The organism is Vreelandella zhuhanensis, assembly GCF_009793355.1.
Taxonomy (GTDB): Bacteria; Pseudomonadota; Gammaproteobacteria; order Pseudomonadales; family Halomonadaceae; genus Vreelandella; species Vreelandella zhuhanensis.
Genome location: NZ_WTKP01000007.1, coordinates 164,141 through 185,507, shown reverse-complemented (window position 1 = coordinate 185,507; position 21,367 = coordinate 164,141). Strand labels below are relative to the sequence as shown.

General features: G+C 57.0%; 19 protein-coding genes. 8 read left to right on the top strand and 11 right to left on the bottom strand.

Translation table 11 applies throughout. The annotated features are described in order from the left end of the window. Positions 1–157 precede the first annotated feature (157 nt). From GPM19_RS11335 to GPM19_RS11325, 3 genes are read left to right on the top strand one after another with little or no spacing between them, the layout of a single operon-like run. Entirely contained in the window at positions 158–301 is a 144-nt protein-coding gene (locus GPM19_RS11335; protein WP_160419145.1) for a hypothetical protein, read from the top strand. A 33-nt stretch (positions 302–334) separates the two neighbouring features. Beyond that, entirely contained in the window at positions 335–1,744 is a 1,410-nt protein-coding gene (locus GPM19_RS11330; protein WP_160419144.1) for an ATP-binding protein, read from the top strand. Continuing rightward, positions 1,741–2,451: a response regulator gene (locus tag GPM19_RS11325; RefSeq protein WP_160419143.1), complete on the top strand. Its 711-nt coding sequence runs from the start codon at positions 1,741–1,743 to the stop codon at positions 2,449–2,451. The genes GPM19_RS11330 and GPM19_RS11325 overlap by 4 nt, the downstream gene beginning before the upstream one ends. On the opposite strand, the gene GPM19_RS11320 is transcribed toward GPM19_RS11325, so the two are convergent. Next, positions 2,448–3,308, bottom strand: coding sequence for an alpha/beta hydrolase (locus GPM19_RS11320; RefSeq protein WP_160419196.1), 861 nt, complete (start codon positions 3,306–3,308; stop codon positions 2,448–2,450). The two genes, GPM19_RS11325 and GPM19_RS11320, sit on opposite strands and share 4 nt — an antisense overlap. 189 nt (positions 3,309–3,497) lie before the next feature. On the opposite strand from GPM19_RS11320, the gene GPM19_RS11315 reads away from it, so the two are divergent. From GPM19_RS11315 to dauA, 4 genes are all read left to right on the top strand, one after another. Continuing rightward, positions 3,498–3,884 carry a hypothetical protein gene (locus GPM19_RS11315; protein WP_160419142.1) on the top strand — a complete coding sequence of 129 codons (387 nt, stop codon included), beginning with the start codon at positions 3,498–3,500 and terminating at the stop codon, positions 3,882–3,884. Positions 3,885–4,070: 186 nt separating this feature from the next. After that, the gene (gene betT, locus GPM19_RS11310) at positions 4,071–6,119 is read left to right on the top strand and encodes a choline BCCT transporter BetT (RefSeq protein WP_160419141.1); all 2,049 of its coding nucleotides are present in this window, start codon (positions 4,071–4,073) and stop codon (positions 6,117–6,119) included. Between the two features lie 241 nt (positions 6,120–6,360). Beyond that, positions 6,361–7,104 carry a ZIP family metal transporter gene (locus GPM19_RS11305; protein ID WP_160419140.1) on the top strand — a complete coding sequence of 248 codons (744 nt, stop codon included), beginning with the start codon at positions 6,361–6,363 and terminating at the stop codon, positions 7,102–7,104. Positions 7,105–7,196: 92 nt separating this feature from the next. Next, entirely contained in the window at positions 7,197–8,948 is a 1,752-nt protein-coding gene (gene dauA, locus GPM19_RS11300; protein ID WP_160419139.1) for a C4-dicarboxylic acid transporter DauA, read from the top strand. Here the strand turns inward: dauA and GPM19_RS11295 are convergent. From GPM19_RS11295 to GPM19_RS11260, 8 genes are all read right to left on the bottom strand, one after another. Continuing rightward, positions 8,943–9,566 (bottom strand): methyltransferase domain-containing protein, encoded by a 624-nt coding sequence (locus GPM19_RS11295; protein WP_160419138.1) that lies wholly within the window; start codon positions 9,564–9,566, stop codon positions 8,943–8,945. The genes dauA and GPM19_RS11295 overlap by 6 nt on opposite strands. A 163-nt stretch (positions 9,567–9,729) precedes the next feature. Next, positions 9,730–11,997: an ATP-binding protein gene (locus GPM19_RS11290; protein ID WP_160419137.1), complete on the bottom strand. Its 2,268-nt coding sequence runs from the start codon at positions 11,995–11,997 to the stop codon at positions 9,730–9,732. Then, positions 11,987–12,505, bottom strand: coding sequence for a putative pterin-binding protein (locus GPM19_RS11285; RefSeq protein ID WP_319928118.1), 519 nt, complete (start codon positions 12,503–12,505; stop codon positions 11,987–11,989). The genes GPM19_RS11290 and GPM19_RS11285 overlap by 11 nt, the downstream gene beginning before the upstream one ends. A gap of 167 nt (positions 12,506–12,672) precedes the next feature. Continuing rightward, positions 12,673–13,485 carry a DUF2189 domain-containing protein gene (locus GPM19_RS11280; RefSeq protein WP_160419136.1) on the bottom strand — a complete coding sequence of 271 codons (813 nt, stop codon included), beginning with the start codon at positions 13,483–13,485 and terminating at the stop codon, positions 12,673–12,675. 155 nt (positions 13,486–13,640) lie between these two features. After that, positions 13,641–14,069, bottom strand: coding sequence for a universal stress protein (locus tag GPM19_RS11275; RefSeq protein WP_160419135.1), 429 nt, complete (start codon positions 14,067–14,069; stop codon positions 13,641–13,643). Between the two features lie 14 nt (positions 14,070–14,083). Further along, positions 14,084–16,678, bottom strand: a complete 2,595-nt coding sequence (locus GPM19_RS11270) for a TRAP transporter permease (RefSeq protein WP_160419134.1) — start codon at positions 16,676–16,678, stop codon at positions 14,084–14,086. 137 nt (positions 16,679–16,815) lie between these two features. Next, on the bottom strand, positions 16,816–17,796 hold the full coding sequence (locus tag GPM19_RS11265; RefSeq protein WP_160419133.1) for a TAXI family TRAP transporter solute-binding subunit: 981 nt from the start codon (positions 17,794–17,796) through the stop codon (positions 16,816–16,818). Positions 17,797–18,082: 286 nt separating this feature from the next. Beyond that, positions 18,083–18,313, bottom strand: a complete 231-nt coding sequence (locus GPM19_RS11260) for a DUF2798 domain-containing protein (RefSeq protein ID WP_160419132.1) — start codon at positions 18,311–18,313, stop codon at positions 18,083–18,085. Positions 18,314–18,476: 163 nt separating this feature from the next. Between GPM19_RS11260 and GPM19_RS11255 the strand changes: the two genes are divergently transcribed. Next, positions 18,477–19,022, top strand: coding sequence for a macro domain-containing protein (locus GPM19_RS11255; RefSeq protein ID WP_160419131.1), 546 nt, complete (start codon positions 18,477–18,479; stop codon positions 19,020–19,022). A gap of 84 nt (positions 19,023–19,106) precedes the next feature. Here the strand turns inward: GPM19_RS11255 and GPM19_RS11250 are convergent, their stop codons facing one another. Both GPM19_RS11250 and pyk read right to left on the bottom strand, forming a co-directional pair. Next, the gene (locus tag GPM19_RS11250; RefSeq protein WP_160419130.1) at positions 19,107–19,613 is read right to left on the bottom strand and encodes a DUF192 domain-containing protein; all 507 of its coding nucleotides are present in this window, start codon (positions 19,611–19,613) and stop codon (positions 19,107–19,109) included. Continuing rightward, complete coding sequence (gene pyk / locus GPM19_RS11245; RefSeq protein ID WP_160419129.1) at positions 19,610–21,094, bottom strand: pyruvate kinase; 1,485 nt, start codon at positions 21,092–21,094, stop codon at positions 19,610–19,612. The genes GPM19_RS11250 and pyk overlap by 4 nt, the downstream gene beginning before the upstream one ends. Positions 21,095–21,367: the final 273 nt, after the last annotated feature.

Here is a 21,367-nt window from a genome sequence, read left to right as displayed (position 1 = left end):
TTGCCATGCGCCACGGCCTGAATCGTCCACCCATTTGCACATTGTTTACACGCTTATTGCCCAATCGCTGCGCGCCGATCGGCGATGCTAGCATGCAGTCGATACTCGTGTAGACACGCCTCAGGCTAATCAACTACGCCAACCGCAAGCACCGCGGATGATTCTAGAAACCTCGTGCCAGGCGCGTTTCATGATTCCCATGGCGGTTTCGATGGGTTTCGGTATGTTGTTCGCTACCGTGATTCTGCTGGCACTGGCGTCCTGCCTGTATCTGAGGCTGGAAATTTCCGGGAGCGCCTAGGGCGTTCTCTTCAAATAAAGGAGCCATGTCCTGATGGCAAGGCCTTCTTTTCGATGGGCTATCTCGCCCCTCGGGCTCAAACTGTTCGTGATCATTCTGAGCGTCAATGTGGCGATTTCCGCCGCGGTGTTCCTTGCGGTGTCTCACAGCATCGACCGCGGCTTTCTGGATTATCTGAACCAGGCACAGCAGCGCCGTGCGGAAACCTTGGCCGAAGGGCTGGTAGAACAGTGGAGTCAGCACGGCGACTGGGAGTGGCTGGCCCGTTCTCCCGAGCGCTGGCCGCTATTGGTACGTCAGGCGTTGGCCGTGGAGCGCCGTCGCCGACCGTCTCCCTTGGGAGAAGCTCATGACTTCGTGCTGCGCGCCCCCGACGGCGCTTTCGTGATTCCGCCTCAAGAAGAAGACCCCGACGCCGCCGCTGACTGGCACTGGTTGCCGTTGAGCTACCACAATGCCGTCATCGGAGAATTGGGCTATCGGCCACCGCAACAGATGATGGAACGTATGGAGCGCGGCTTTCTCGCGCGCCAACAGCGCAACCTGATGATTATTCTAGCTTCATTGGGTGTCGCTTCGCTGTTGCTCGCCGGGGGACTTTCCTGGTGGCTGGGGCGGCGCACCCGAGCGCTAGCCTTGGCGACTCGCCGGCTGACGGAAGGCGATTACAACACTCGCCTGAAAGGCGGCGGCCGCGATGAGCTGGCGCGCCTGGCACAGGATTTTAATGTCCTGGCAGCCACCTTGAAAGCCAACCGTGAAGCCCGCGCTCGCTGGGTATCGGATACCGCCCATGAATTGCGTACCCCCCTTGCCGTCTTGCGCGGTGAAATCGAAGCCATGCAGGACGGGATTCGCCCGCTAGACCAGGAAAACCTGGGCTCTTTGGCGCAGGAAGTCAGCCAGCTCGAACGCCTGGTGACCGACTTGCGCCTGCTTTCACAGAGCGATGCCGGTGCCCTGGAAACGCAACTGGCGCCCCTGGATCTCAGCCACAGTCTCAAGACCCGCCTGCTCGACGCCCATGGCTGGCTGGCCGACAGCGGCCTGACTCTCAGCACCGAGATTGCCCCCAAGGTAATGATTCGGGGTGACAGCCAACGCCTGCGCCAGTTATGGAACAACCTGCTGGACAATAGCTGCGCCTATACCTCACCGCCCGGCATTTTGAAAGTGAGCCTGCACCGCAAGGCGGACCAGGCGGTGGTGACCTGGCAAGACAGCGCTCCCGGCGTTCCCGAACGGGAACTCGACCGCCTGACGGAGCGCCTTTACCGGGTGGAAGGTTCACGGAGTCGCGCCAGTGGCGGCAGCGGCCTAGGGCTTTCGATTGCCAGTGCCCTGGTAAAGGCCCATGGCGGCACCATGGTCGCCTCGACCTCCGCCCTTGGCGGGCTGTGCTGGACACTGACATTTCCTCTTCTGACGGATAAAATCCAATGACATCAAATGCAACCGATCATCTGCTGATCGTCGAAGACGAACCCAAGATTGCTCGCCTGGTGACGGACTACCTGGAAAGCAATGGCTTTTCCACCCATCACCTAAGCCATGGCGACCAGGTACTACCCTGGCTGGAAGAGACCGCTACTACTCCTTCACTGGTGTTATTGGATCTGATGCTGCCGGGCACCGACGGCCTGACATTGTGCCGGGAAATTCGCCAGCGTTGGCCGAATATCGCCATCATCATGCTCACCGCCAAGGTGGAAGAAGTCGACCGGCTGCTGGGCCTGGAACTGGGCGCTGACGACTACATCTGCAAGCCTTTCAGCCCACGAGAAGTCGTGGCCCGCGTCAAGGCCGTGCTGCGTCGCAGCCAGGCGATTCAGGATGCTCCCGTCGCCCTGGCCTCCCAGGCATTGCTGTCTCTCGACGAAGACGGCTGGCGAGCACTTGCCGATGGCCAGGACATCGCCCTGACCGCCGTGGAATTTCAGTTATTGAAAGTATTGATGCAGGCGCCCGGGCGCATCTTCAGTCGCGAACAGCTGATGGATCACATGTACCGTGACCACCGTATCGTGTCCGAGCGTACCGTCGACAGCCACATCAAGAAGCTGCGCAAGAAGATCAACGAAGCCTTGCCCGAACATGACATCATTCGTTCGGTCTATAGCGTCGGTTACAAGTATCAACCCGAAGGCTAGAACACCTGCTGATTGAGGAAGGCGATACCTGCATCCACCGCGTTGCCCCGGGTCAAGAAGCTGGTGATGTGGCCGCGAAAATGCTGCAGATAAAGTTCGCTTTCCACACCGTTGGCCTTCAGTTCATCATAGAAATCCGTGGCGTGATCCACCGGCACCAGCCGGTCCCAAGTGCCATGAAAGAGAAAGAACGGCGGCGCTTGCGGGGTAATATGCCGAGCGGGAGATGCCAAGTAATACGCTTCGGGTTCCTCGGCACGGGTACCGCCGATGAATTCAACCACCAGGCGACCATCGGCGAACTTGAACAGGTCACTTGGCAAGCCGCCGGCAACCACGGCCGCCAGACGCGTATGCTCGCCGCCATAAGGCTCGGCCAAGGGGCCTTCGGCACCGGTAAGTGCCAGCAGGCTTACCAGATGCGCCCCGGACGAAAATCCCACCCCGACGATACGCTGCGTATCCACCCGCCACGCATCAGCCTGTGAATGCAGCCACGCCATGGCTTGCTGGAGGTCATGGAGTGGTTTGGGAAATTTATATTCGGGCGCCTTGCGGTGTTCGATATTGATCACCACATAGCCTTGCTCAGCCAGCTTTCGTGCGATGCTCCGCATATCTTCAGGACCCCGGTTCTGCCAGCCGCCACCGTGAACCACCAGGGCGGCGGGCCGTAAGGCGTCCCCTGGCATTTCGGGCAGATAGACATTCGCTTCAAGGGGTTCCGGCCAGTCGCTGGGAGTATAGATTTGTCCTTCCAGGCGTTTGAAATCCAACGAATCTCTTCCTGCGTCAGCGGTCGTCGCCGCCGGCTCGCCTTGGCTTGCCAGATGCGTTCCCCCGCACCCGACGAGCATCAAGGCAACGCCTGCCGTCAGCACTAGATACAGACACTTTTTCACCTGAGCGCTCCCTTGAGTGATGGTTTGAAAGATAGTTTGAGGGATAGTCTAAGAGATGGAAGTCATGATTGTTGCACAGTATCTGCAATGACCTTGCACAGCGTCCGATGATACTGCAGTTGTCCACTCACAAGGAGAGCTCACATGACCGCTCAACGTATCAGCAAGTTTTTGGCGCCCGCCCTTTTCGCACTGGCCATCGCCCCTTTCACCTTGACCGCGCAGGCCGGCCAGGACGACGACAAGACAGAGCGCGGTTATGGACGCATGCAGCTCCATGAGGAAAACCGCCAAGCGCTACATGAGCGCGCCGGGCTCGATGAAGAGACCCGCGCAGAACTCACCAGCACCCATGAAGAATATCGCGCCGCCATGCGTGAATTACGCGACCAGCACCGCGAACGCATGGATGAAATTCTCGACGAAGACGAACAACAGGCCTTGCACGATGCCATGCAGGAAATGCGGGCGGAAATGCGCGAAAAGGTCCGCGATAGCCATGACCCTCGTGGTGAGCGCAATAGCGACTAACGCTTATCGATAAATCCATGGATAGCCCATAGTTAACTTGAAACGCCCGGCCCTGCCGGGCGTTTCTGCGTTCGGCTTGCGCAAAACACGACTTGAAGCACCGGGGGAAAGCGGGTATTTTATTTGAACGTTCATTTAAAATAAAACCTCCAAGACCTTTCCCTTAACGACAGGAGTTAGCCCTGCATGGCGCATGACAACCCCGTCCAGGCCCCTCGTGACCGGCTGAATCCCGTGGTTTTCCATGGCAGCGTCGCCGGTATTGTTGTGTTTCTGGCACTCACCATGTTGTTCACCGAACAGGCGGGAGCATTCTTTGATGCTGGCCTGGCCTGGGTCAGCAAAACCTTCGGCTGGTACTACATGCTGGCCATCGTGGCCTACCTGGTGTTCGTGATACTGATCGGCGTTTCGCGCTATGGCAGCATTCGCCTCGGGCCGGATCATTCGCGCCCCGAATTTTCGCTGCTTTCCTGGTCGGCGATGCTGTTTGCCGCCGGTATCGGTATCGACCTGCTGTTCTTCAGTGTCGCCGAGCCTGTGGCCCACTACCTGGCGCCGCCGGACCTTACACCGGAAAGCCAGGCGGCGATGCGTAACGCCGTCGTCCAGACCTACCTGCACTGGGGGGTTTCCGGTTGGGGCCTGTATGTGTTGATGGGGATGGCCCTGGCCTACTTCAGCTACCGCCATCGTCTGCCCCTGGCGATTCGCAGTGCGCTCTATCCGTTGCTGGGCAAGCGCATTCACGGCCCAATCGGTAATGCCGTGGATATCACGGCGGTGATTTCCACCGTTTTCGGTATCGCGACCAGCCTGGGTATCGGCGTGATGCAGCTCAACTACGGCCTGGCATACATGTTCGATGTGCCGGAAAGCTTGAGCGTGCAGATCATCCTGATTGCCCTGGTGGTGATTCTGGCCACCATCTCGGTAGTAAGCGGGGTTGAAAAAGGCATCCGACGCCTGTCCGAGTTCAACATGCTACTCGCCTTGGCGCTGATGTTGTTCGTGCTGTTTCAGGGCAACACCTTGGCACTGTTGGATAAACTGGTGCTCAATGCCGGGGACTACTTGTCCGGTTTCGTGGGCAAGAGCTTCGACACCTACGCCTTTTCCGGTGAGGAAGCCCAGGAATGGAAGATGTGGTGGACGATCTTCTTCTGGGGCTGGTGGATTGCCTGGACGCCGTTCGTCGGCCTGTTCCTGGCGCGCATTTCGCGCGGACGTACCATTCGTGAATTCGTCGCCGGTGCCCTGTTCATTCCATTGGCGTTCATGATGGTATGGATGTCGGTATTCGGTAATAGCGGGATAGACCTCGTTGCCAACCAGGGTGTCGTCGAGCTGGGCGTTCAAGCGCTGAACACGCCGCAAACCACGATGTATACCCTGCTGGAATATTATCCGTTCGTGTCCATTACCGCTGCCGTGGTAACGGTGCTGGGGATCGTGTTCTTCATTACCTCGGCGGATTCCGGTGCCCTGGTACTGGCCAACTTCACTTCCATTCTGAGTGACGTGAACCATGATGCCCCGGTAAAGCTGCGTATTTTCTGGTCGGCCATCATCGGACTTATCACCATTGCACTATTGATGGCGGGCGGCCTTGCTGCGCTACAAAGTGCGGTGGTGATCACGGCACTGCCTTTTTCGCTGGTGATCTTTGCGATCATGGTGGGCATGGTCAAGGCGCTGAAGCTCGAAGGCAGCAAGGCCGATGCTCGGCGCCAGATTGCCGGTAGCGCCCCGGGAGGCGACTGGCGTGAGCGCCTGGACCGCGCCCTGGATACCTCCAACCGCGCCGGTGCCGCCGCGACGATAGAGCATTCGATTCGCCCGGCCATGACGCAGTTTGCCCAGGAGCTTGAAAGCCGTGGCCAGACGGCCAACGTCACCGAAGAGCATGCGGAGGGAGAATCACTTCCCAACCTAACGCTACAGGTCGATTTTGGCGATGCCACCAGCTTTGTGTATCAGGTTTGCCCGCATCGCATGCGCACCCCGAGTTTCATTCCGGCGGATGACGACTACTATGTGCGCCTCGATGTCTACCTTGCCGAAGGTGGCCAGGATAAAGACCTGAACGGCTATACACGTGGTCAGGTGATTGGCGATCTGGTAGCCGAGTATGAGCGCCACCTGCACTTCTTGGCCTTGGCCGGTCAGCAGGGCAATATCCAGGCCATGCCCGGCACCATCGGCGAACCGCCGGAGGACGCTACCCAAGGCTGAACGTCAGTAGGTACTTTTTTATCTGTAACACTTTTATCATTAGCCATTTTTAGTGGTTCCTCTTTCCCCAGCCTGCAGGCTGGGTTTTTTTATGTGCCATGCTCCTTGGGTTCAAGCCGCAAGATTTTGTGTTCAATGAGCACGCCGATTAAGCTTTAGCCTTCTTAACTTATTTCTTGTTGGTTTATTTTCTTCGGCCACGACCCGGATCGCCTATCGGTTGAAAGCTCAGGAGCCGCTCATGTCGTTCGATGTCACTTTATGGACGGTGTTCGTCGCCGCCATGATCACCGCCCTGGCCACCGGCCTCGGGGCGCTACCCTTCTTGTTTGTCAAGCAGTTCAGCAGATACTGGCTCAGCCTGTTCAATGCGACCGCTGCCGGTCTGATGCTGGCCGCCAGCCATAGTCTGCTGGTGGAAGGGGCCAATAATGACCCTTGGCTGACCATGCTGGGTATGGTCGTGGGGCTGGTACTGATCAATGTATCCGATATGTGGATTTCTCGACGCGGCGCCCCGGACATCAGTGACCTGCATGGGGCCAACGCCCGCAAGGCCTTGTTGATACTGGGGGTGATGACCATCCATTCCTTTGCCGAAGGCGTGGGGGTCGGAGTGTCGTATGGCGGCGGTGAGTCGCTGGGGATGTTCATTACTACCGCCATTGCAGTACACAATATTCCCGAGGGGTTGGCGATCAGCCTGGTGTTGATACCGCGCGGCATGTCGGTATGGAAGGCCGGGGGCTGGAGCATTTTCACCAGCTTGCCCCAGCCGTTGATGGCGGTACCGGCGTTTCTATTCGTCACCCTGTTTGCGCCTTTCCTGCCGTTCGGGCTGGGGCTGGCCGCCGGGGCGATGATCTGGATGGTGTTTGCCGAACTGGTGCCGGATGCCATGCAGGATGCGTCCAGCACAGCCGTGGCCACCATGGTGACCCTGGCCTTTGTGCTGATGTTCGGCTTCCAATACCTGATCCATTAAAGGGGCTGGAAGCTCTGTCATACCTTGGCCGCCTTGCGAGCCACCTGGGGTGGGCGTAGCGTACCGGCTCCTTCCGCTAAGGCACGGTGGCAATGTCGCGCAGAACCAAGACCCCCAGTTACCTCTTTCCACTTCCCGGCCGGGCATTGTTCAATGCCTGGCGCGAAGGCTACAGCCTGGCCGCCTTCAAGCGCGATCTCATGGCCGGGTTGACCATCGGCATTGTCGCCGTGCCGCTTTCCATGGCGCTGGCAATTGCTACCGGGGTCCCGCCCCAGCACGGCCTCTACACCGCTATCGTGGCCGGTGCCGTTATCGCCTTGACCGGTGGTTCACGCTTCAATATTTCCGGCCCCACCGCCGCCTTCGTGGTGATTCTGTTTCCGATCGTGGCCAATCACGGCATCGGAGGGCTACTGATCGCCACGCTAATGGCGGGTCTGATCCTCGTCGCTCTGGGCCTGGCGCGGCTGGGCAGCCTGATCCAGTTCGTCCCCTACCCGGTGGTATTAGGCTTTACCGCCGGGATAGGGGTGGTGATCGCCCTGTTGCAGGTGCCTGACTTTCTGGGCCTGTCTGGGGTGGCGCTTGGCGACAGCACGCCGCACAACGCCGTCGCCATTGTTCAGGCCCTGCCGAGTATCGCTCCGGCGGAGCTGGGCATCGGGCTGATCACTCTGGCGACCTTGCTGCTATGGCCCCGCCTTAATACGGCCGTGCCCGCGCCGTTGGTCGGCTTGGCCGTGGGAACCCTGGCAGCGGCTTTGCTCATGGCGTTCGGTGGCGACGTGGATACCATCGCCTCGCGCTTTAGCTGGGAATTCGAAGGCCAAAGCGGTAGCGGCATTCCGCCTTTTGCGCCGAGCCTGGTGGCTCCCTGGCACTTGCCGGGAGCCGATGGCACGCCTCTCAACGTGAATTTCGACTTGATTCGGGAGCTGCTCGGCCCGGCCCTGGCGATCGCCTTGTTGGCCGCCATTGAATCGTTGCTTTGCGCCGTGGTGGCGGACGGTCTGACGCGTACGCGACACGATCCCAATGCCGAGTTAATGGGCCAAGGTATCGGCAATATCGTCGTACCGTTCTTCGGCGGCATCACGGCCACGGCGGCGCTTGCGCGCACCGCCACCAATATCAAGAGCGGGGCTTTTTCGCCGGTAGCGGCGCTGGTGCATTCTCTTGTCGTATTGTTGGCGGTGGTGGCGCTGGCCGGCGTCTTGGGGTTGGTGCCCATGGCGGCACTGGCGGCACTTTTGTTCATCATTGCCTGGAACATGAGCGAAGCGCGCCATTTCGTCCACACCTTGAAAAGCGCTCCGTTCACTGACGTCCTGGTACTGGTGATCTGCTTCGGCCTGACGGTCATCTTCGATATGGTGCTGGCCGTCGCCGTGGGCATGGGTCTGGCCGCCGCCCTGTTCATTCGGCGCATGGCGCAACTCACTCATACCCGGCGCCTGAATAGTCCAGAAGATCAAGCCACCTATCATCTGCCCGCCAACGTGACGCTTTACAAGATATCCGGCCCTCTATTCTTCGGTGCCGCGGAAAAAGCCATGGCATCGCTGCGTATCGTCGATCATGGGGTGAATGTTGTGATGCTCGACATGCAGGACGTACCCAGCCTTGATGCCACCGCCATTGTGGCGCTGGATGGATTACGCCAGGAGTTACACGACCAGCAGGTAGGGGTGATTTTCATCGGCCTGCCCGCGCGCATGGTGGTCAAGTTGAAGCGTGCGGGAATCAAGCGTGAAGCCGGAAAACTGGCGGTGGTTTCCAACATTGAGCAGGCTCGGCGCTTGGCGAACCGTTGGCTGGAAACACAGCCTCAGCAATCATGATTTTGATGCATGGCGCTCGAAAGCTGCCAGCTGGGTCGGCTGGCCAAGATGCGAATGCCATTCCCCGACCCCGCCGAAACGCACGCGATAACCATTACGCCGCGCTACGCCCTGAGCCCAATCGCGAAAGCGGTCGCGTGGCCATTCAAACTTGTGGTCGGGGTCACGAAACTCGCCGTCTTCCAGGTCGAACAGCGGGTTGTATTCGCTGTTGGGGGTAGTCATGACCAGATAGCCGGGGCGTAACCCACCGAAAACCACCTGCTCCACAGCGGATAAACGCTCTGGAGGGATGTGCTCGATGGTTTCCACCATGGCCGCGCCCGCGAACCCGGTGAGCGCGGGGTGATGTTCGGTATAAGAACCGCATACCAGCTCCAGACGCCCTTGGCGTGCCTGCGGCAGCCTACCCAGACGAAACTTGGCTTGAGCCAGCAATTCCCCGCTCAACTCCAAGCCTACCAATTTCTCGAACTGAGGCTGATGGAGTAGATATTGCAAGAGCCCACCCGAACCGCAGCCCAAATCCAGTACTTTGCGAGCACCGCTGTCACGCAGCCGCTCCACCACGTGAAGAAGCCGCTGTTGGTGTAAATCCGGCGCTTCGATATCGCTCATGATCCGCCTTGTGTTGGGCAAAGCCGCCATGATGCAGCAAAGTTTCGCTGTCTTATAGCGAGAAAGAGCAAAAAATGGGCGGGATAAGGCACGAAAAATAGTGCGTGGGGAATAAAAGCTCCGTTCGGGCACTGGCGTATTTTAATAAACGTCCCGAACGTTTCTAACCAGAGACATGCACGCTTCTCCAAGCCCCCATAGCCGCCAAGGTACGCTCCGCGGTTTCAAATAACTGTTGCAAGGCAGCGTCTATTTGAAATTGATTCTCTTCCTTAGCTAGAAGCTCCACGATTTTGGCTTGCTGGGCCAGACGTGCGCCCCCCAAGCTTGCCGATTCACCGCGTAGCTGGTGTGCCAAGCGACCAATTTCTCGAATTGGCGATGCGCGACTCGAGGGTTCTTCTACGGCGTACTTAGCGGCTGTTTTCTCAGTTTCTGACAGGGCCATTAAATCAGCGATATAATGACTAATATTCTGATGATGCAGTTCCACCAATTGAGCCACTCCTTGGACACCCAGCATGGCATTCAGATTTTCCAGGATCGCGATATCCAGCAACGGCGCCAAATCCGCAGAGTCATACCAGCACAACCGTTGCGGTGGCGAAAGCGGGGTTTCCAGTTGCCGGGAAAGCAGTTCGCTAAGGGCCGTCAACGATAATGGTTTGGTGATATACCCGTTCATGCCCGCAGCAAGACAACGAGCACGATCATCATCATAACCACCAGCGGTCATGGCGACGATAGGTACATCCTTCAGCCAGCCGGTTTGAGCACGCAATTGACGTGTTGTTTCAATCCCATCCATGTCCGGTAACTGGATATCCATGAAAATTAGCGCTACCTGCTGATTGTCCACACGGCTCAAGGCTTCGTTGCCAGTGCCCGCACATATTACCTTGCAGCCCAAATACTCCAGCATGCCCACCGCTACTTTTTGATTGACCGGATTATCCTCCACCAACAACAGGGTTACTCCGTCGAAATGGTGCTGGGCAGGAACAAGGGCACCAAGTGACGATTCCGGTTCTGCTTTCACCAACGGTAGCTTCAACAAGAACTCACTCCCTTGGTCGGGAGTACTTTCCACCTCTATTTGGCCCTGCATGGCAACCACCAGACGCTTGCATATCGCCAAGCCCAAACCGGTACCGCCATAGCGCCGAGTCACGCTATTATCTGCCTGTTGGAAGGGTTCAAACAAGCGGGCCTGTTGCGATGGGGTCAAACCGCAACCGGTATCGCTGACGCTTATATGCAAGCCACTATCGCGGGTAAAGACACTTACCTGAATACTTCCGTGCTCAGTGAATTTGATGGCGTTAGCAATCAAATTGAGCAGAATTTGGCGCAACCGTCTGGCATCCATCAGTATCCATTCGGGAAGCTCGGAATCAAACGTTACCCTCAAGGCAACTCCCTTGGCCTGCGCCTTGGGATCAAACAATGCGACCACGCTCTTCACTAATGGCTTGATTTCGGTAGGACTGGTTTCAAGTATCAGATGTCCGGCTTCAATCTTGGAGAAATCGAGAATTTCGTTGATCAGTTCCAGCAGCTGGCTGGCACTCTCATGGATCGTATGCGCGTAGTCACTGACATTTTCAGCCTTAATCGGCGCCAGGAGTAATTCGCTCATTCCGATCACGCCATTGAGTGGCGTACGCACCTCATGACTGACCATGGCCAAAAAGTCGGATTTGGCACGACTGGCTGCTTGGGCTTGATGAGCCGTTATTTTCAATTTATGGCTCAGAAGCTCCTGCTCATGCCTAGCGTTTGTACTTTCACGCATTTCTCGCACCAGGAAGATCACCACTAACAGCGCTGCCAAGCTCATTGCCATAATCAAGCTAAGCAAGAGGCTGTATAAGATATTCAGTTGGTTACGCGCCTGGGTGGCTGCTTCCGCCAAATGACCATTGAATGCAATCACAAAACGTTCGGTCAAATGCGCCAATGCTTTAAGTCGATCTTCCAGCTCACGCAAATGCGGCGTATCAAAAGAAGCGGTTGGAGTAATCAGCGGGTCCAGCGCATCCAATGTCTGCTGGATCTGGGGAATCAAGAGCTGACCGGCGGGAATGCTTTGCCACAACTCCCTGATTTCTCCATTAGTCAGTAGGTTGATACGGCTATAAAGTAATTCGAAGCGTAAATTAAGCTCTTGTTTTTCCGCGTCTTCGAAGGGGGCCGGCAAAGTACTCAAGAGATAATTAAGTAGCTGAACCGTATCTCGGTCGAGCTTGTACGCCACCCATGCGGTGTCTTCTCTCAGGCTGCGCGTCAGCCCGTCCTGACGCCAGGCGACTAGGGACGCCACCACCAAGGCAGCTGCAAACAACACAACGGCAATAATCGCGACGCTTTTCAAACGCCGCGGATAACGCAACACCTGGGGAGCATTCATGGGGGAATGCTTAGCGAACATGAATATGCATTACCTGCCACACCGAACGAAAACGAAACGTTTCGCCGAGCAGTTCTACATGGTCATCAAAGGGATACAGCACCCAGAGCGGCCCGTATTCGCGAATCGGCATGATTTCACCATCACGATGTATGGCTAACAGGACATCGTAGTTATGCAGATCGGCAATCGGGAGAGTAGCCTCGTAATCGTTAAGAGCCCTTACGTAAATGTCTTCTCCTTCAGCGCCAAGCGTTTCAAGCAAGTCACGCAGCAACGGACCGCTGTAATAACCAGACGTTTCCGTCCAGGGAGTTCTCGTTTCAAAGCCGTGAGAAGGCATTGCTTCCAACATGGCAAGATCGAATTGAGCTTCATCTCCCACGTTGGTTACCGCAATATCGCCACTTACCGTCAAGATGGCCGAGCCGATGGGCGGTGCCAAGGTAAGCTTGTCTTCGGCGTAAAGCGATGCCCAAGGAATCACGCTTCCCATCACCATGACCCATCCCAACACTATATTTTTCACGTAGCGGCCCCTTATAGTCTAACGACTCGACACTCTGTTGTTCGGCATAAAAAAGATGGCGCAAGAATACGCCATCTTATGGTCAAGGTCAGGTCATCCAACAAATTTCAGGCTTTACTATCTGATTCAGCTTTTCTTCAACGACTGCTTTGCCTTCCAATTTTCTTTCAAATTTTCACATAATCGATACGAACGAGGTCCTTATAGGCATGCCAGCTGGCATGACCCAGTATCGGAAGCACCAACGCCAAGCCGATATAAAAAGTAAGCACGCCCACCAGAACACAGCCAGTCAGTATCGCCGCCCACAAGAGCATGGGACGGAAATTCTTCGACACAGCACGTCCGCTGGCTTCGATGCCTTCCATGAAGGTGAGGTCCTGGTCCATGAGGGTAGGAATCGCCACCACACTGATGGTAAAAGCCCCAAATGCCAGCACCCCTCCTGCCGCTGTACCCACAGCCAACATGCTTAGCCCTTCAGGCGTGGTTAAAAGAGAGGTATACAGCGCTTCGGGGCTGGGCACTTCAAAGCCGAAAAACAAGGCAAACAATAACGTCGCCAAGCGAATCCAGGCCATGAAGAAGATCATCATCATCACGCCCATCATCGCCAGCTGTCCGGCATGGGCTCTCCAGCTACCGAAGGCATCCCCCAAGTGAGCCGGCCGGCCTTGCTCAAGGGCACGGCTGATCCCATAAGAACCTACCGCAACCAGCGGTCCAAGAAACATGAAGCCCGCAATCAGCGGCAATAGCCAATGCCAATAACCCAAGGTAAAGGCACCTACGGTAATCGCGATGCTCCACCCGACCCAAAACATCCCATATGACAGACTGACTGCCATGGCACGCCGGAAATCTTCGAAACCGGCGGCCAACCAAGCTCTCGGTCTTTCCATTCCTATCTTGTTAATCGAAATTTGCACCCTGGAGGAGGTGTCCGCGTAGGCTTGTGTTTTTGTCGTGGCCTCACTCATGGCATGGCTCCTGTGGTTCACCCTTAAACCGTTAATCCCGACATAATGTCGTAATGCCAGTTTAATGTAGCCGAGTTCCCCACCCTCTGTCCGCAAACACCATTAAACGATACAAAAAATCCACCAGAATGGCTTTTAGCATCGATTTAAATCGTTCAACGCACGATCATCACTGAAATCTTGGAGTGATGTACCACATGCTCGGCATTGGGCCCCAGCACATAATCGATAAACTTACGCTTATTGTGCGAGGCCATGACGATCAAATCTGCATCCAATTTCTTCCCGGCCTTGATGATCGCCTCCCACGGCGAACCATCGACGATCACGCTCTGTACCTTGATATCCTCCGGCACATGTTGCTGGATGAATTCATGCTGTGCTTGCGAGATGGCTTCATGCGCCTTCTCGGAAAAGCCTTCAGGAAAATAGGAGCCCACCATGGGCATCCGGTAGTCCGGTAATGCCGTGACGATATGTAACGAGGCCCCAAAGGTCTTGCACAACGTCAGTGCCGTGGGCAACGCCTTCTCCCATGAGCTTTCCTCGTTGATATCCACTGGCAACAGGATTTTCTTGTACATGGTATCTCCCTCCTTCAGGCAGTAGCGGTAGTCGCCGTTTTGTCACGACGCCGGCGCTGCATCAGTACAATCAGCCCGAAGACCAGGAAGGCAGGAATCCACATCAACTCCTTGGTCCAGCGGTCGACGGGGGCCAGCACCTCGATGATTTCCTGGTCGAAGTCAAAACCGAGATCCGACGCCTGGCTGCCGTAGGCGACCATATCGACGATCACCCTGTTGTCTTCGATCAAAAGCTCCATCCCCAGGTTATCGAGTCTCTCCTGACCAGTATCACCCTCAGGCACCGGCAGGGTCATGTAGGTGGTCATGGGATCGCCATACGCATCGAGGCCCGCAATCTGCAGGCGCAGGGTGGAGTCTTCATCGACATTGCCCAGAGCCTCGACAAATTGCGTGGGTGGCACGGATTCGTAGGGATCATGGATCATGTCCATCCAGAACCCAGGCCGGAACAGCGTGAACGCAATCAGTAGCAGCACAATGGACTCATACCAGCGGTTACGGGTGATCATGAAGCCCTGTGTCGCCGCGGCGAAGATCAGCATGGCGATGGTCGACACCACGAAGATCAATATGCCCTGCAAAAAGGTCACGTCGATCAGCAGCAGGTCGGTATTGAATATGAACAGAAACGGCAGCGCCGCAGTACGCAGGCTGTAGTAGAAGGCCTGAAAGCCGGTCCGGATGGGGTCGCCACCCGATACCGCCGCTGCCGCGAAGGACGCCAGCCCCACCGGTGGCGTGACATCAGCCATGATGCCAAAATAGAACACGAACAGATGCACCGCAATCAACGGTACCAGTAGGCCGTTCTGCGCCCCCAGCTGCACGACGACCGGCGCCAGAAGCGCCGATACCACGATGTAGTTGGCCGTCGTGGGCAGCCCCATGCCGAGAATCAGGCTGAGCACCGCCGTAAGCAGCAGGATCAGCATCAGGTTGCCCATGGCGAGGGTTTCCACCACCTCGGCCAGCACCAGGCCGACACCGGTCTGCGATACGGCCCCGACGATGATGCCGGCGGTGGCCGTGGCGATGCCGATACCGATCATGTTGCGGGCACCGGTGACCAGGCCATCCCACAGATCCATGGCGCCTTCACGCAGGTCCGCGCTCATATCGCTGCGACCCCGGAATATCGAGGTAATGGGGCGCTGAGTCACCATGATGAAGATCATGAACATGGTGGCCCAGAAGGCGGACAGCCCCGGCGACAAGCGCTCCACCATCAGACACCAGACCAGCACGATGACCGGCAGAATGTACTGCAGGCCGACCAGCACCGTGGGCTTGGTCTGCGGCAGCGAATAGATCGGTTGATTGGGATCATCGAGCTCGAGTTCGGGGTAACCGGCGGCCAGCTTGAGCAGCGCGATATAGACCCCTGTCAGCCCAACTGCGATTACCCAGGGCGTGGCGTCTCCCAGCACGGGCTTGAGCCAGCCAAGGCCGTAATAGACCGCAAGAGCGGTGATCATCATCAGCAACAGACCACCGAGAAAGCCGATCACCTTGCTCACCAGCGGCTTGGGCGGGTTGCTGCTCTGAAGCCCCTGCATGTTGGCCTTCATGGCCTCCAGATGAACGATATAGACCAGCGCGATATAGGAGATCAGTGCGGGCAGGAAGGCATGCTTAATCACCTCGACATAAGAGATACCCACATACTCGACCATCAGGAAGGCGGCAGCGCCCATGACCGGCGGCATGATCTGACCGTTGACCGAGGACGCCACCTCGACGGCCCCGGCCTTTTCGGCAGAAAAACCGACACGCTTCATCATCGGCACGGTAAAGGTACCGGTGGTCACGACGTTGGCAATCGAGGAGCCGGAAATCAGCCCGGTCATGGCCGAGGCCACCACGGCGGCCTTGGCCGGCCCGCCCCGGTAGTGACCGAGCAGCGAGAATGCCACCTTGATGAAATAGTTGCCGGCCCCGGCCTTGTCGAGCAAGGCACCGAACAACACGAACAGGAACACGAAACTGGTCGAGACCCCCAGCGCGATGCCGAAGACCCCCTGGGTCGTCAACCACTGGTGATTGATCAGCCCGAAGAGGCTGACCCCGCCATGCGAGAGAATACCGGGCATCCAGGGGCCGGCCAGGCTATAGAGAAGAAAGACCGACGCCACGATCATCAGTGGCGGACCAAGGGCTCGGCGGGTTGCCTCGAGCAGCAACAAGATTCCCGCCACCCCGACGATCACGTCCTGCAGTATCGGTGCCCCGGGGCGCTGGGATAGCTGCTCGTAGAACATGAACATGTAGGCGCCGCAGAAGGCCGCCGCCGCGGCTAGGATCCAATCCTGGATGGGGATGCGATCGCGGGGCGAGCGCTTGAGTGCCGGATAGGCCATGTAGGCCAGAAAAAGCGCAAAGGCCAGGTGAATGGAGCGAGATTCAGTGGCACTGAACACCCCGAAACCCAGAATGAAGGGTACCGGGGACGCTATCCACAGCTGGAAGAGGGACCACGCTGCCGCAATGCTCACCAAGAGCTTCCCGGGCATGCCGGCCGGTTTGCGGGCCCCCGTGTCGGTGGAGGCGACCATGTCCTCCAAGTCCACTCCGCTTCCCGAAGCCCTGCTGTTATCGTCAGTCATATGCCTGCCCTGCTCCGAGTCGATTGACGCCTGATTGCCATATCGAAATGCCTATCAACATCCTAAACCCAGAATGCGCGGCACCCTGGGGTAACCGCGCATTCCTTACCAAGGTAGCAACACCTCGGACTGTAGGATTACTCGATCCAGCCTTGTTCACGATAGTAACGCGCCGCCCCATCATGCAGCGGTGCGGAAAGCCCTTGAGTCACCATCTCTTCCTGATTCAGGTTCTCAAAGGCCGGGTGCAGACGCTTGAAGCGATCGAAGTTGTCGAATACCGCCTTGACGGTCTGGTAGATGATCTCGTCATTGGCCTCGGCGGTGGTTACGAAGGTCGCCGCCACCCCGAAGGTCTCGACATCTTCGTCATTGCCGCGATACAGGCCACCCGGAATTACCGACGTGGAGTAGTAAGGATACTCCTCGACGATGTCCTGAATATCCTCGTCGTTCAGCGGGATCAGACGAGCATCGACAGTGGTGGTGGCTTCCTGAATGGAACCATTGGGGTGGCCCACGACATAGACCATGGCATCGATGTTATTGTCAGCAAGGGCGGCAGCCTGCTCGGCGGCATCGAGCTGAGACGCCAGCGAGAAGGTATCCTCGGTCCAGCCCTTGGCGTCCATCACCACTTCGAAGGTGTTGCGCTGACCGGAACCCGGGTTACCAATGTTGACGCGCTTGCCTTCCAGGTCGTCGAGTTCTTCGATGCCCGAATCAGCACGCGCCAGCAGGGTCAATGGCTCACCGTGGACGCGGAACACGGCCCGCAGCTCCTCGTAGGCATCGCCTTCGAAGTTGCCAGTGCCGTGGTAGGCCTGGTACTGGACATCGGACTGGGCGACACCCATGTCCAGTTCGCCGGACTTGATGCCATTGATATTGGCAACCGAACCGCCGGTCGAGGGCGCATTACACTTGATGTTGGAATCTTCCAGACGATTCACCAAGCGACAGATCGACTGGCCGACCACGTAATACACACCGGTTTGGCCACCGGTGCCGATGGTGATGAATTGCTCGTCATCCTGAGCCACCGCCGGGGAGGCAAAGGAGGCTGCAGCAATCAAAGCGCCGGAAAAAGCGGCGGTGGAGAAGACATGGCGTTTCATGAACACACCTCTTGATATTGTCAGCAAAATATTTTGCATTTTTCAGTACCGACCCGGTATATGCCGGTTATTTAACGTAATTTTCTACTTAAGCAATTTACCACAGCAAGATTCCAATTCAATGAAGAAATGCTCCTTGGTGTAGCCATTTTCTTTTGGCTGAGCTTTTTACTCATTCTGAAGTCTAGCCATAAGCTACGTTTAGAGAACGTTAATTTTTACCTTGCATCATGCTATCTTCTCGGCATTATTTCACGACGCTTTCATGATCAACGTCTGCTTAGCTTCAATGCTTGCGAATCAGCTTGGCCGTCACTCTCTGAAAACGGGGTGCGCCTACCCATATAAGAGAAAAAGCTACTGGCCAGGCAATATAGAACGCATGCCACCAACGCCCGAGAAAACCATCGCCAAGGCCAGTGTTGATCCAAGTAATCAGACACGTCATCAGCGATACCATATAGAACGACATCAGCACGGCAAAAACCAGCGGGGCAAAACGTGGAGCAAAAAGCATCCGACTCTCCTGAAACAGGAAAATGAATTAACGTTATAACAATATCGTCCTTCAGTATATTACCTCAGCTTGTTAAGCACACTCAAAAGCAACCAGACTGCCATTGACTCAGTATTTTTTGACAACTAACCAGAATCGAACATCCTTCCACAGGAGTGCGATCATGAACACACCAGCGGAACGTATCGAATGTCGACAAGGGGATATTGCCAACCAGCCGGATATGGACGCAGTCGTCAATGCCGCTAACGCCCAACTTAAAAGTGGTGGAGGCGTGGCGGGAGCATTACACCGTGCCGCCGGGCCAGGCCTTGCGCAGGAATGTCACTCAATGGCCCCGATCAAGCCTGGACAGGCGGTACTCAGCAGTGCCCACGACCTGCCCAACGACTACGTTATTCATTGCCTGGGGCCGGTATATGGGCGCGACGAACCTTCCGACAAGTTGCTTGCCGATTGTTATCGCAATGCCCTACACCTTGCGGAAAAGCATGCTATTGCGTCTCTCGCGTTTCCTGCGATTTCAGCTGGAGCCTTCGGTTATCCACCCGCCGAAGCGGCTCGTATTGCGCTGAGCACCGTCATCAAGACGTTACCCGAGTGCCCGCATATCAAGTGCGTGCGATTCGTGCTGTTCGATGCTAAAAGCGCCCAATTACACCATGAAATCCTGGCTCAATTACACTCCAATACCAGTCATAGTGAGTGAACCGCAGCAAGCCGGTGACCGCCTGGCTCATGTCCTGGGCCAGGCGCTATAAAACGTTATCTCCAGATAGCCCACACAGCCAACTCAACACATGCCTTCAAGCCCCGGCCAACTGACGCAGTCGCCAACCTTGATAGCATGCTCGGCGAAAAATCCTGCGTTTACCTCAAGCGCGGAGCGGTAGCTTGCTCCTGCCGGATAAGAGGCGCAATCGGCCGCCGACTCAGATTCACAGGGTGACATACGATTGATGGCGACAATCCGACCTTGCTCATCCAGATAAGCGATATCCAGCGGAATGCGCGTGCGGTACATCCAGAAAGCGCTTTCCGGAGGCTGATCCTCCGCGTAGCGAAACAGCATGCCCGAGCGGGGCGCAAGGCTGTCACGCTCCATCAAGCCCTGGCGTCGCTGTGCTGGGGTTCGAGCCACTTCCACCTCCAGGCGCTGCGGCCCTTGGTCGCTATGGATCACCAGGCGCGTCACCGCTGGCAGGGGAGACTCTTCGGCCTGCAACCAGGCAAAGGGCACCAGGCTGAAAAACGGCAGGGCAAGCGCCCCTTTAAGCAAAGCACGACGTGTCGGGTTCATTTCGGTGTCACCTCGCCGTGGACATCGTCCACCTGCATGACCTTCATGGTATTGGTGCCACCGTGAGCATTCATGTGATCGCCCCGCGTCAGAATGACATAGTCGTCCTTTTCAGCCAGTCCGTGACTCACCAACAAGGCCAAGGCGCGGTGATTGAGTTCTGTCGGGCTCATCCCGGAGGTATCGAACGGCAGCGATACCACACCGCGATACAGTGCCATGCGTCGCTGGGCAATGGGGTTGTGCGCCAGACCCACGATCGGCAGACCCGAGCGTATACGCGAGGCGATCAGGGGGGTATAGCCCGATGCCGTCATGCAGGCAATGGCAGCCACGCCGGTCATATGATTGGCCGCGTACATGGCGGAAAGTGCAATCGTTTCATCCGCCCGCGTGAAGCCTTCGTGAATACGATGACCCGATTCCTGGGCGCTCCTTTCGCGCTCGGCACCCAGGCAGATACGCGCCATGGCTTCGACGGTTTCCACCGGATAATCGCCGGCGGCGGTTTCGGCGGACAGCATCACGGCGTCACTACTGTCGAGCACGGCGTTGGCCACATCGAATACTTCAGCCCGCGTCGGCAGCGGAGAGTCGATCATCGACTCCATCATTTGAGTGGCGGTAATCACCGCACAGTTGAGGGTGCGGGCGCGCTTGATAAGGCGTTTTTGTATCCCCACCAGCTTGGCATCACCAATTTCCACACCCAAATCGCCACGTGCCACCATGACTGCTTCCGATGCTTCGATAATCGCATCCAAGGTCGCGTCATCGGCCACTGCTTCGGCGCGTTCGATCTTGGCCACCAGACCGATATCGGCACCAGCCTCACCCAGCATGCGGCGAGCGGCATGCATGTCGTCGGCGGAACGCGGAAAGGAAATCGCCAGATAATCCACGCCGATGGCGACGGCAGTCTCGAGGTCCTGCTTATCCTTTTCGGTCAAGGCCGGGGCGGAAAGCCCACCGCCTTGTTTATTGATCCCTTTGTGGTTGGAAAGCTTGCCGCCCACCACCACCGTCGTGTAAATTTCCTTTCCTTGAACGTGAGCGACTTCCAGCACCACGCGGCCATCGTCGAGCAACAGGCGATCACCTGTTACCACGTCATCCACCAGAGCGGTGTAATCGCACCCCACCCGCTGGTGGTCACCGGCATCACGATCCAGCGCCATGTCCAGAATGAACGCCTGGCCTTCTTGCAAAGCGATAACGCCTTCCTTGAACCGGGCGATGCGAATCTTGGGGCCTTGTAAATCACCCAAGGCCGCGACGCTGCGACCCAGCCGGGCGGCAATTTCACGGACCTGTTCCAGGCGCCGTTTGTGATCTTCGGCACTGCCATGCGAGAAATTCAGCCTGACCACATCCACACCCGCCGCCAACATGGCTTCCAGCACACCGTCACGGTCGCTGGCAGGCCCCAGGGTGGCAACAATCTTGGTACGGCGAAGGGGAATATGCGGTAGGGGTTTCATAAGGCTCCTCGATAAACCGGCACGGCAAGATCGTAAATGCTTGCCTTTATTTTTCAGGCACCACCTCGATCATTGACGCCCTATAGATGAGCATCGAGGTAGCTGAGAGCCTCCGAGTATACTCGCCATTGAATGACAGAGGTACGAGAGAGGCACGAACGTCCCCACTCAAAATCGAGCTCGCCCTTCCATGGGTTAATAGCCTCCCTCGGCCACTCAGTACCGAAAGCGCATAAAAAAACGCCACCTTATAAGATGACGTTTTTGCACTCC

What these genes read in the sequence shown, in the direction of transcription:
- GPM19_RS11335 (WP_160419145.1), top strand. Translation starts at nt 158, where the DNA reads ATGATTCTAGAAACCTCGTGCCAGGCGCGTTTCATGATTCCCATGGCG.
- GPM19_RS11330 (WP_160419144.1), top strand. Translation starts at nt 335, where the DNA reads ATGGCAAGGCCTTCTTTTCGATGGGCTATCTCGCCCCTCGGGCTCAAA.
- GPM19_RS11325 (WP_160419143.1), top strand. Translation starts at nt 1,741, where the DNA reads ATGACATCAAATGCAACCGATCATCTGCTGATCGTCGAAGACGAACCC.
- GPM19_RS11320 (WP_160419196.1), bottom strand. Translation starts at nt 3,308, where the DNA reads ATGCTCGTCGGGTGCGGGGGAACGCATCTGGCAAGCCAAGGCGAGCCG.
- GPM19_RS11315 (WP_160419142.1), top strand. Translation starts at nt 3,498, where the DNA reads ATGACCGCTCAACGTATCAGCAAGTTTTTGGCGCCCGCCCTTTTCGCA.
- betT (WP_160419141.1), top strand. Translation starts at nt 4,071, where the DNA reads ATGGCGCATGACAACCCCGTCCAGGCCCCTCGTGACCGGCTGAATCCC.
- GPM19_RS11305 (WP_160419140.1), top strand. Translation starts at nt 6,361, where the DNA reads ATGTCGTTCGATGTCACTTTATGGACGGTGTTCGTCGCCGCCATGATC.
- dauA (WP_160419139.1), top strand. Translation starts at nt 7,197, where the DNA reads ATGTCGCGCAGAACCAAGACCCCCAGTTACCTCTTTCCACTTCCCGGC.
- GPM19_RS11295 (WP_160419138.1), bottom strand. Translation starts at nt 9,566, where the DNA reads ATGAGCGATATCGAAGCGCCGGATTTACACCAACAGCGGCTTCTTCAC.
- GPM19_RS11290 (WP_160419137.1), bottom strand. Translation starts at nt 11,997, where the DNA reads ATGTTCGCTAAGCATTCCCCCATGAATGCTCCCCAGGTGTTGCGTTAT.
- GPM19_RS11280 (WP_160419136.1), bottom strand. Translation starts at nt 13,485, where the DNA reads ATGAGTGAGGCCACGACAAAAACACAAGCCTACGCGGACACCTCCTCC.
- GPM19_RS11275 (WP_160419135.1), bottom strand. Translation starts at nt 14,069, where the DNA reads ATGTACAAGAAAATCCTGTTGCCAGTGGATATCAACGAGGAAAGCTCA.
- GPM19_RS11270 (WP_160419134.1), bottom strand. Translation starts at nt 16,678, where the DNA reads ATGACTGACGATAACAGCAGGGCTTCGGGAAGCGGAGTGGACTTGGAG.
- GPM19_RS11265 (WP_160419133.1), bottom strand. Translation starts at nt 17,796, where the DNA reads ATGAAACGCCATGTCTTCTCCACCGCCGCTTTTTCCGGCGCTTTGATT.
- GPM19_RS11260 (WP_160419132.1), bottom strand. Translation starts at nt 18,313, where the DNA reads ATGCTTTTTGCTCCACGTTTTGCCCCGCTGGTTTTTGCCGTGCTGATG.
- GPM19_RS11255 (WP_160419131.1), top strand. Translation starts at nt 18,477, where the DNA reads ATGAACACACCAGCGGAACGTATCGAATGTCGACAAGGGGATATTGCC.
- GPM19_RS11250 (WP_160419130.1), bottom strand. Translation starts at nt 19,613, where the DNA reads ATGAACCCGACACGTCGTGCTTTGCTTAAAGGGGCGCTTGCCCTGCCG.
- pyk (WP_160419129.1), bottom strand. Translation starts at nt 21,094, where the DNA reads ATGAAACCCCTACCGCATATTCCCCTTCGCCGTACCAAGATTGTTGCC.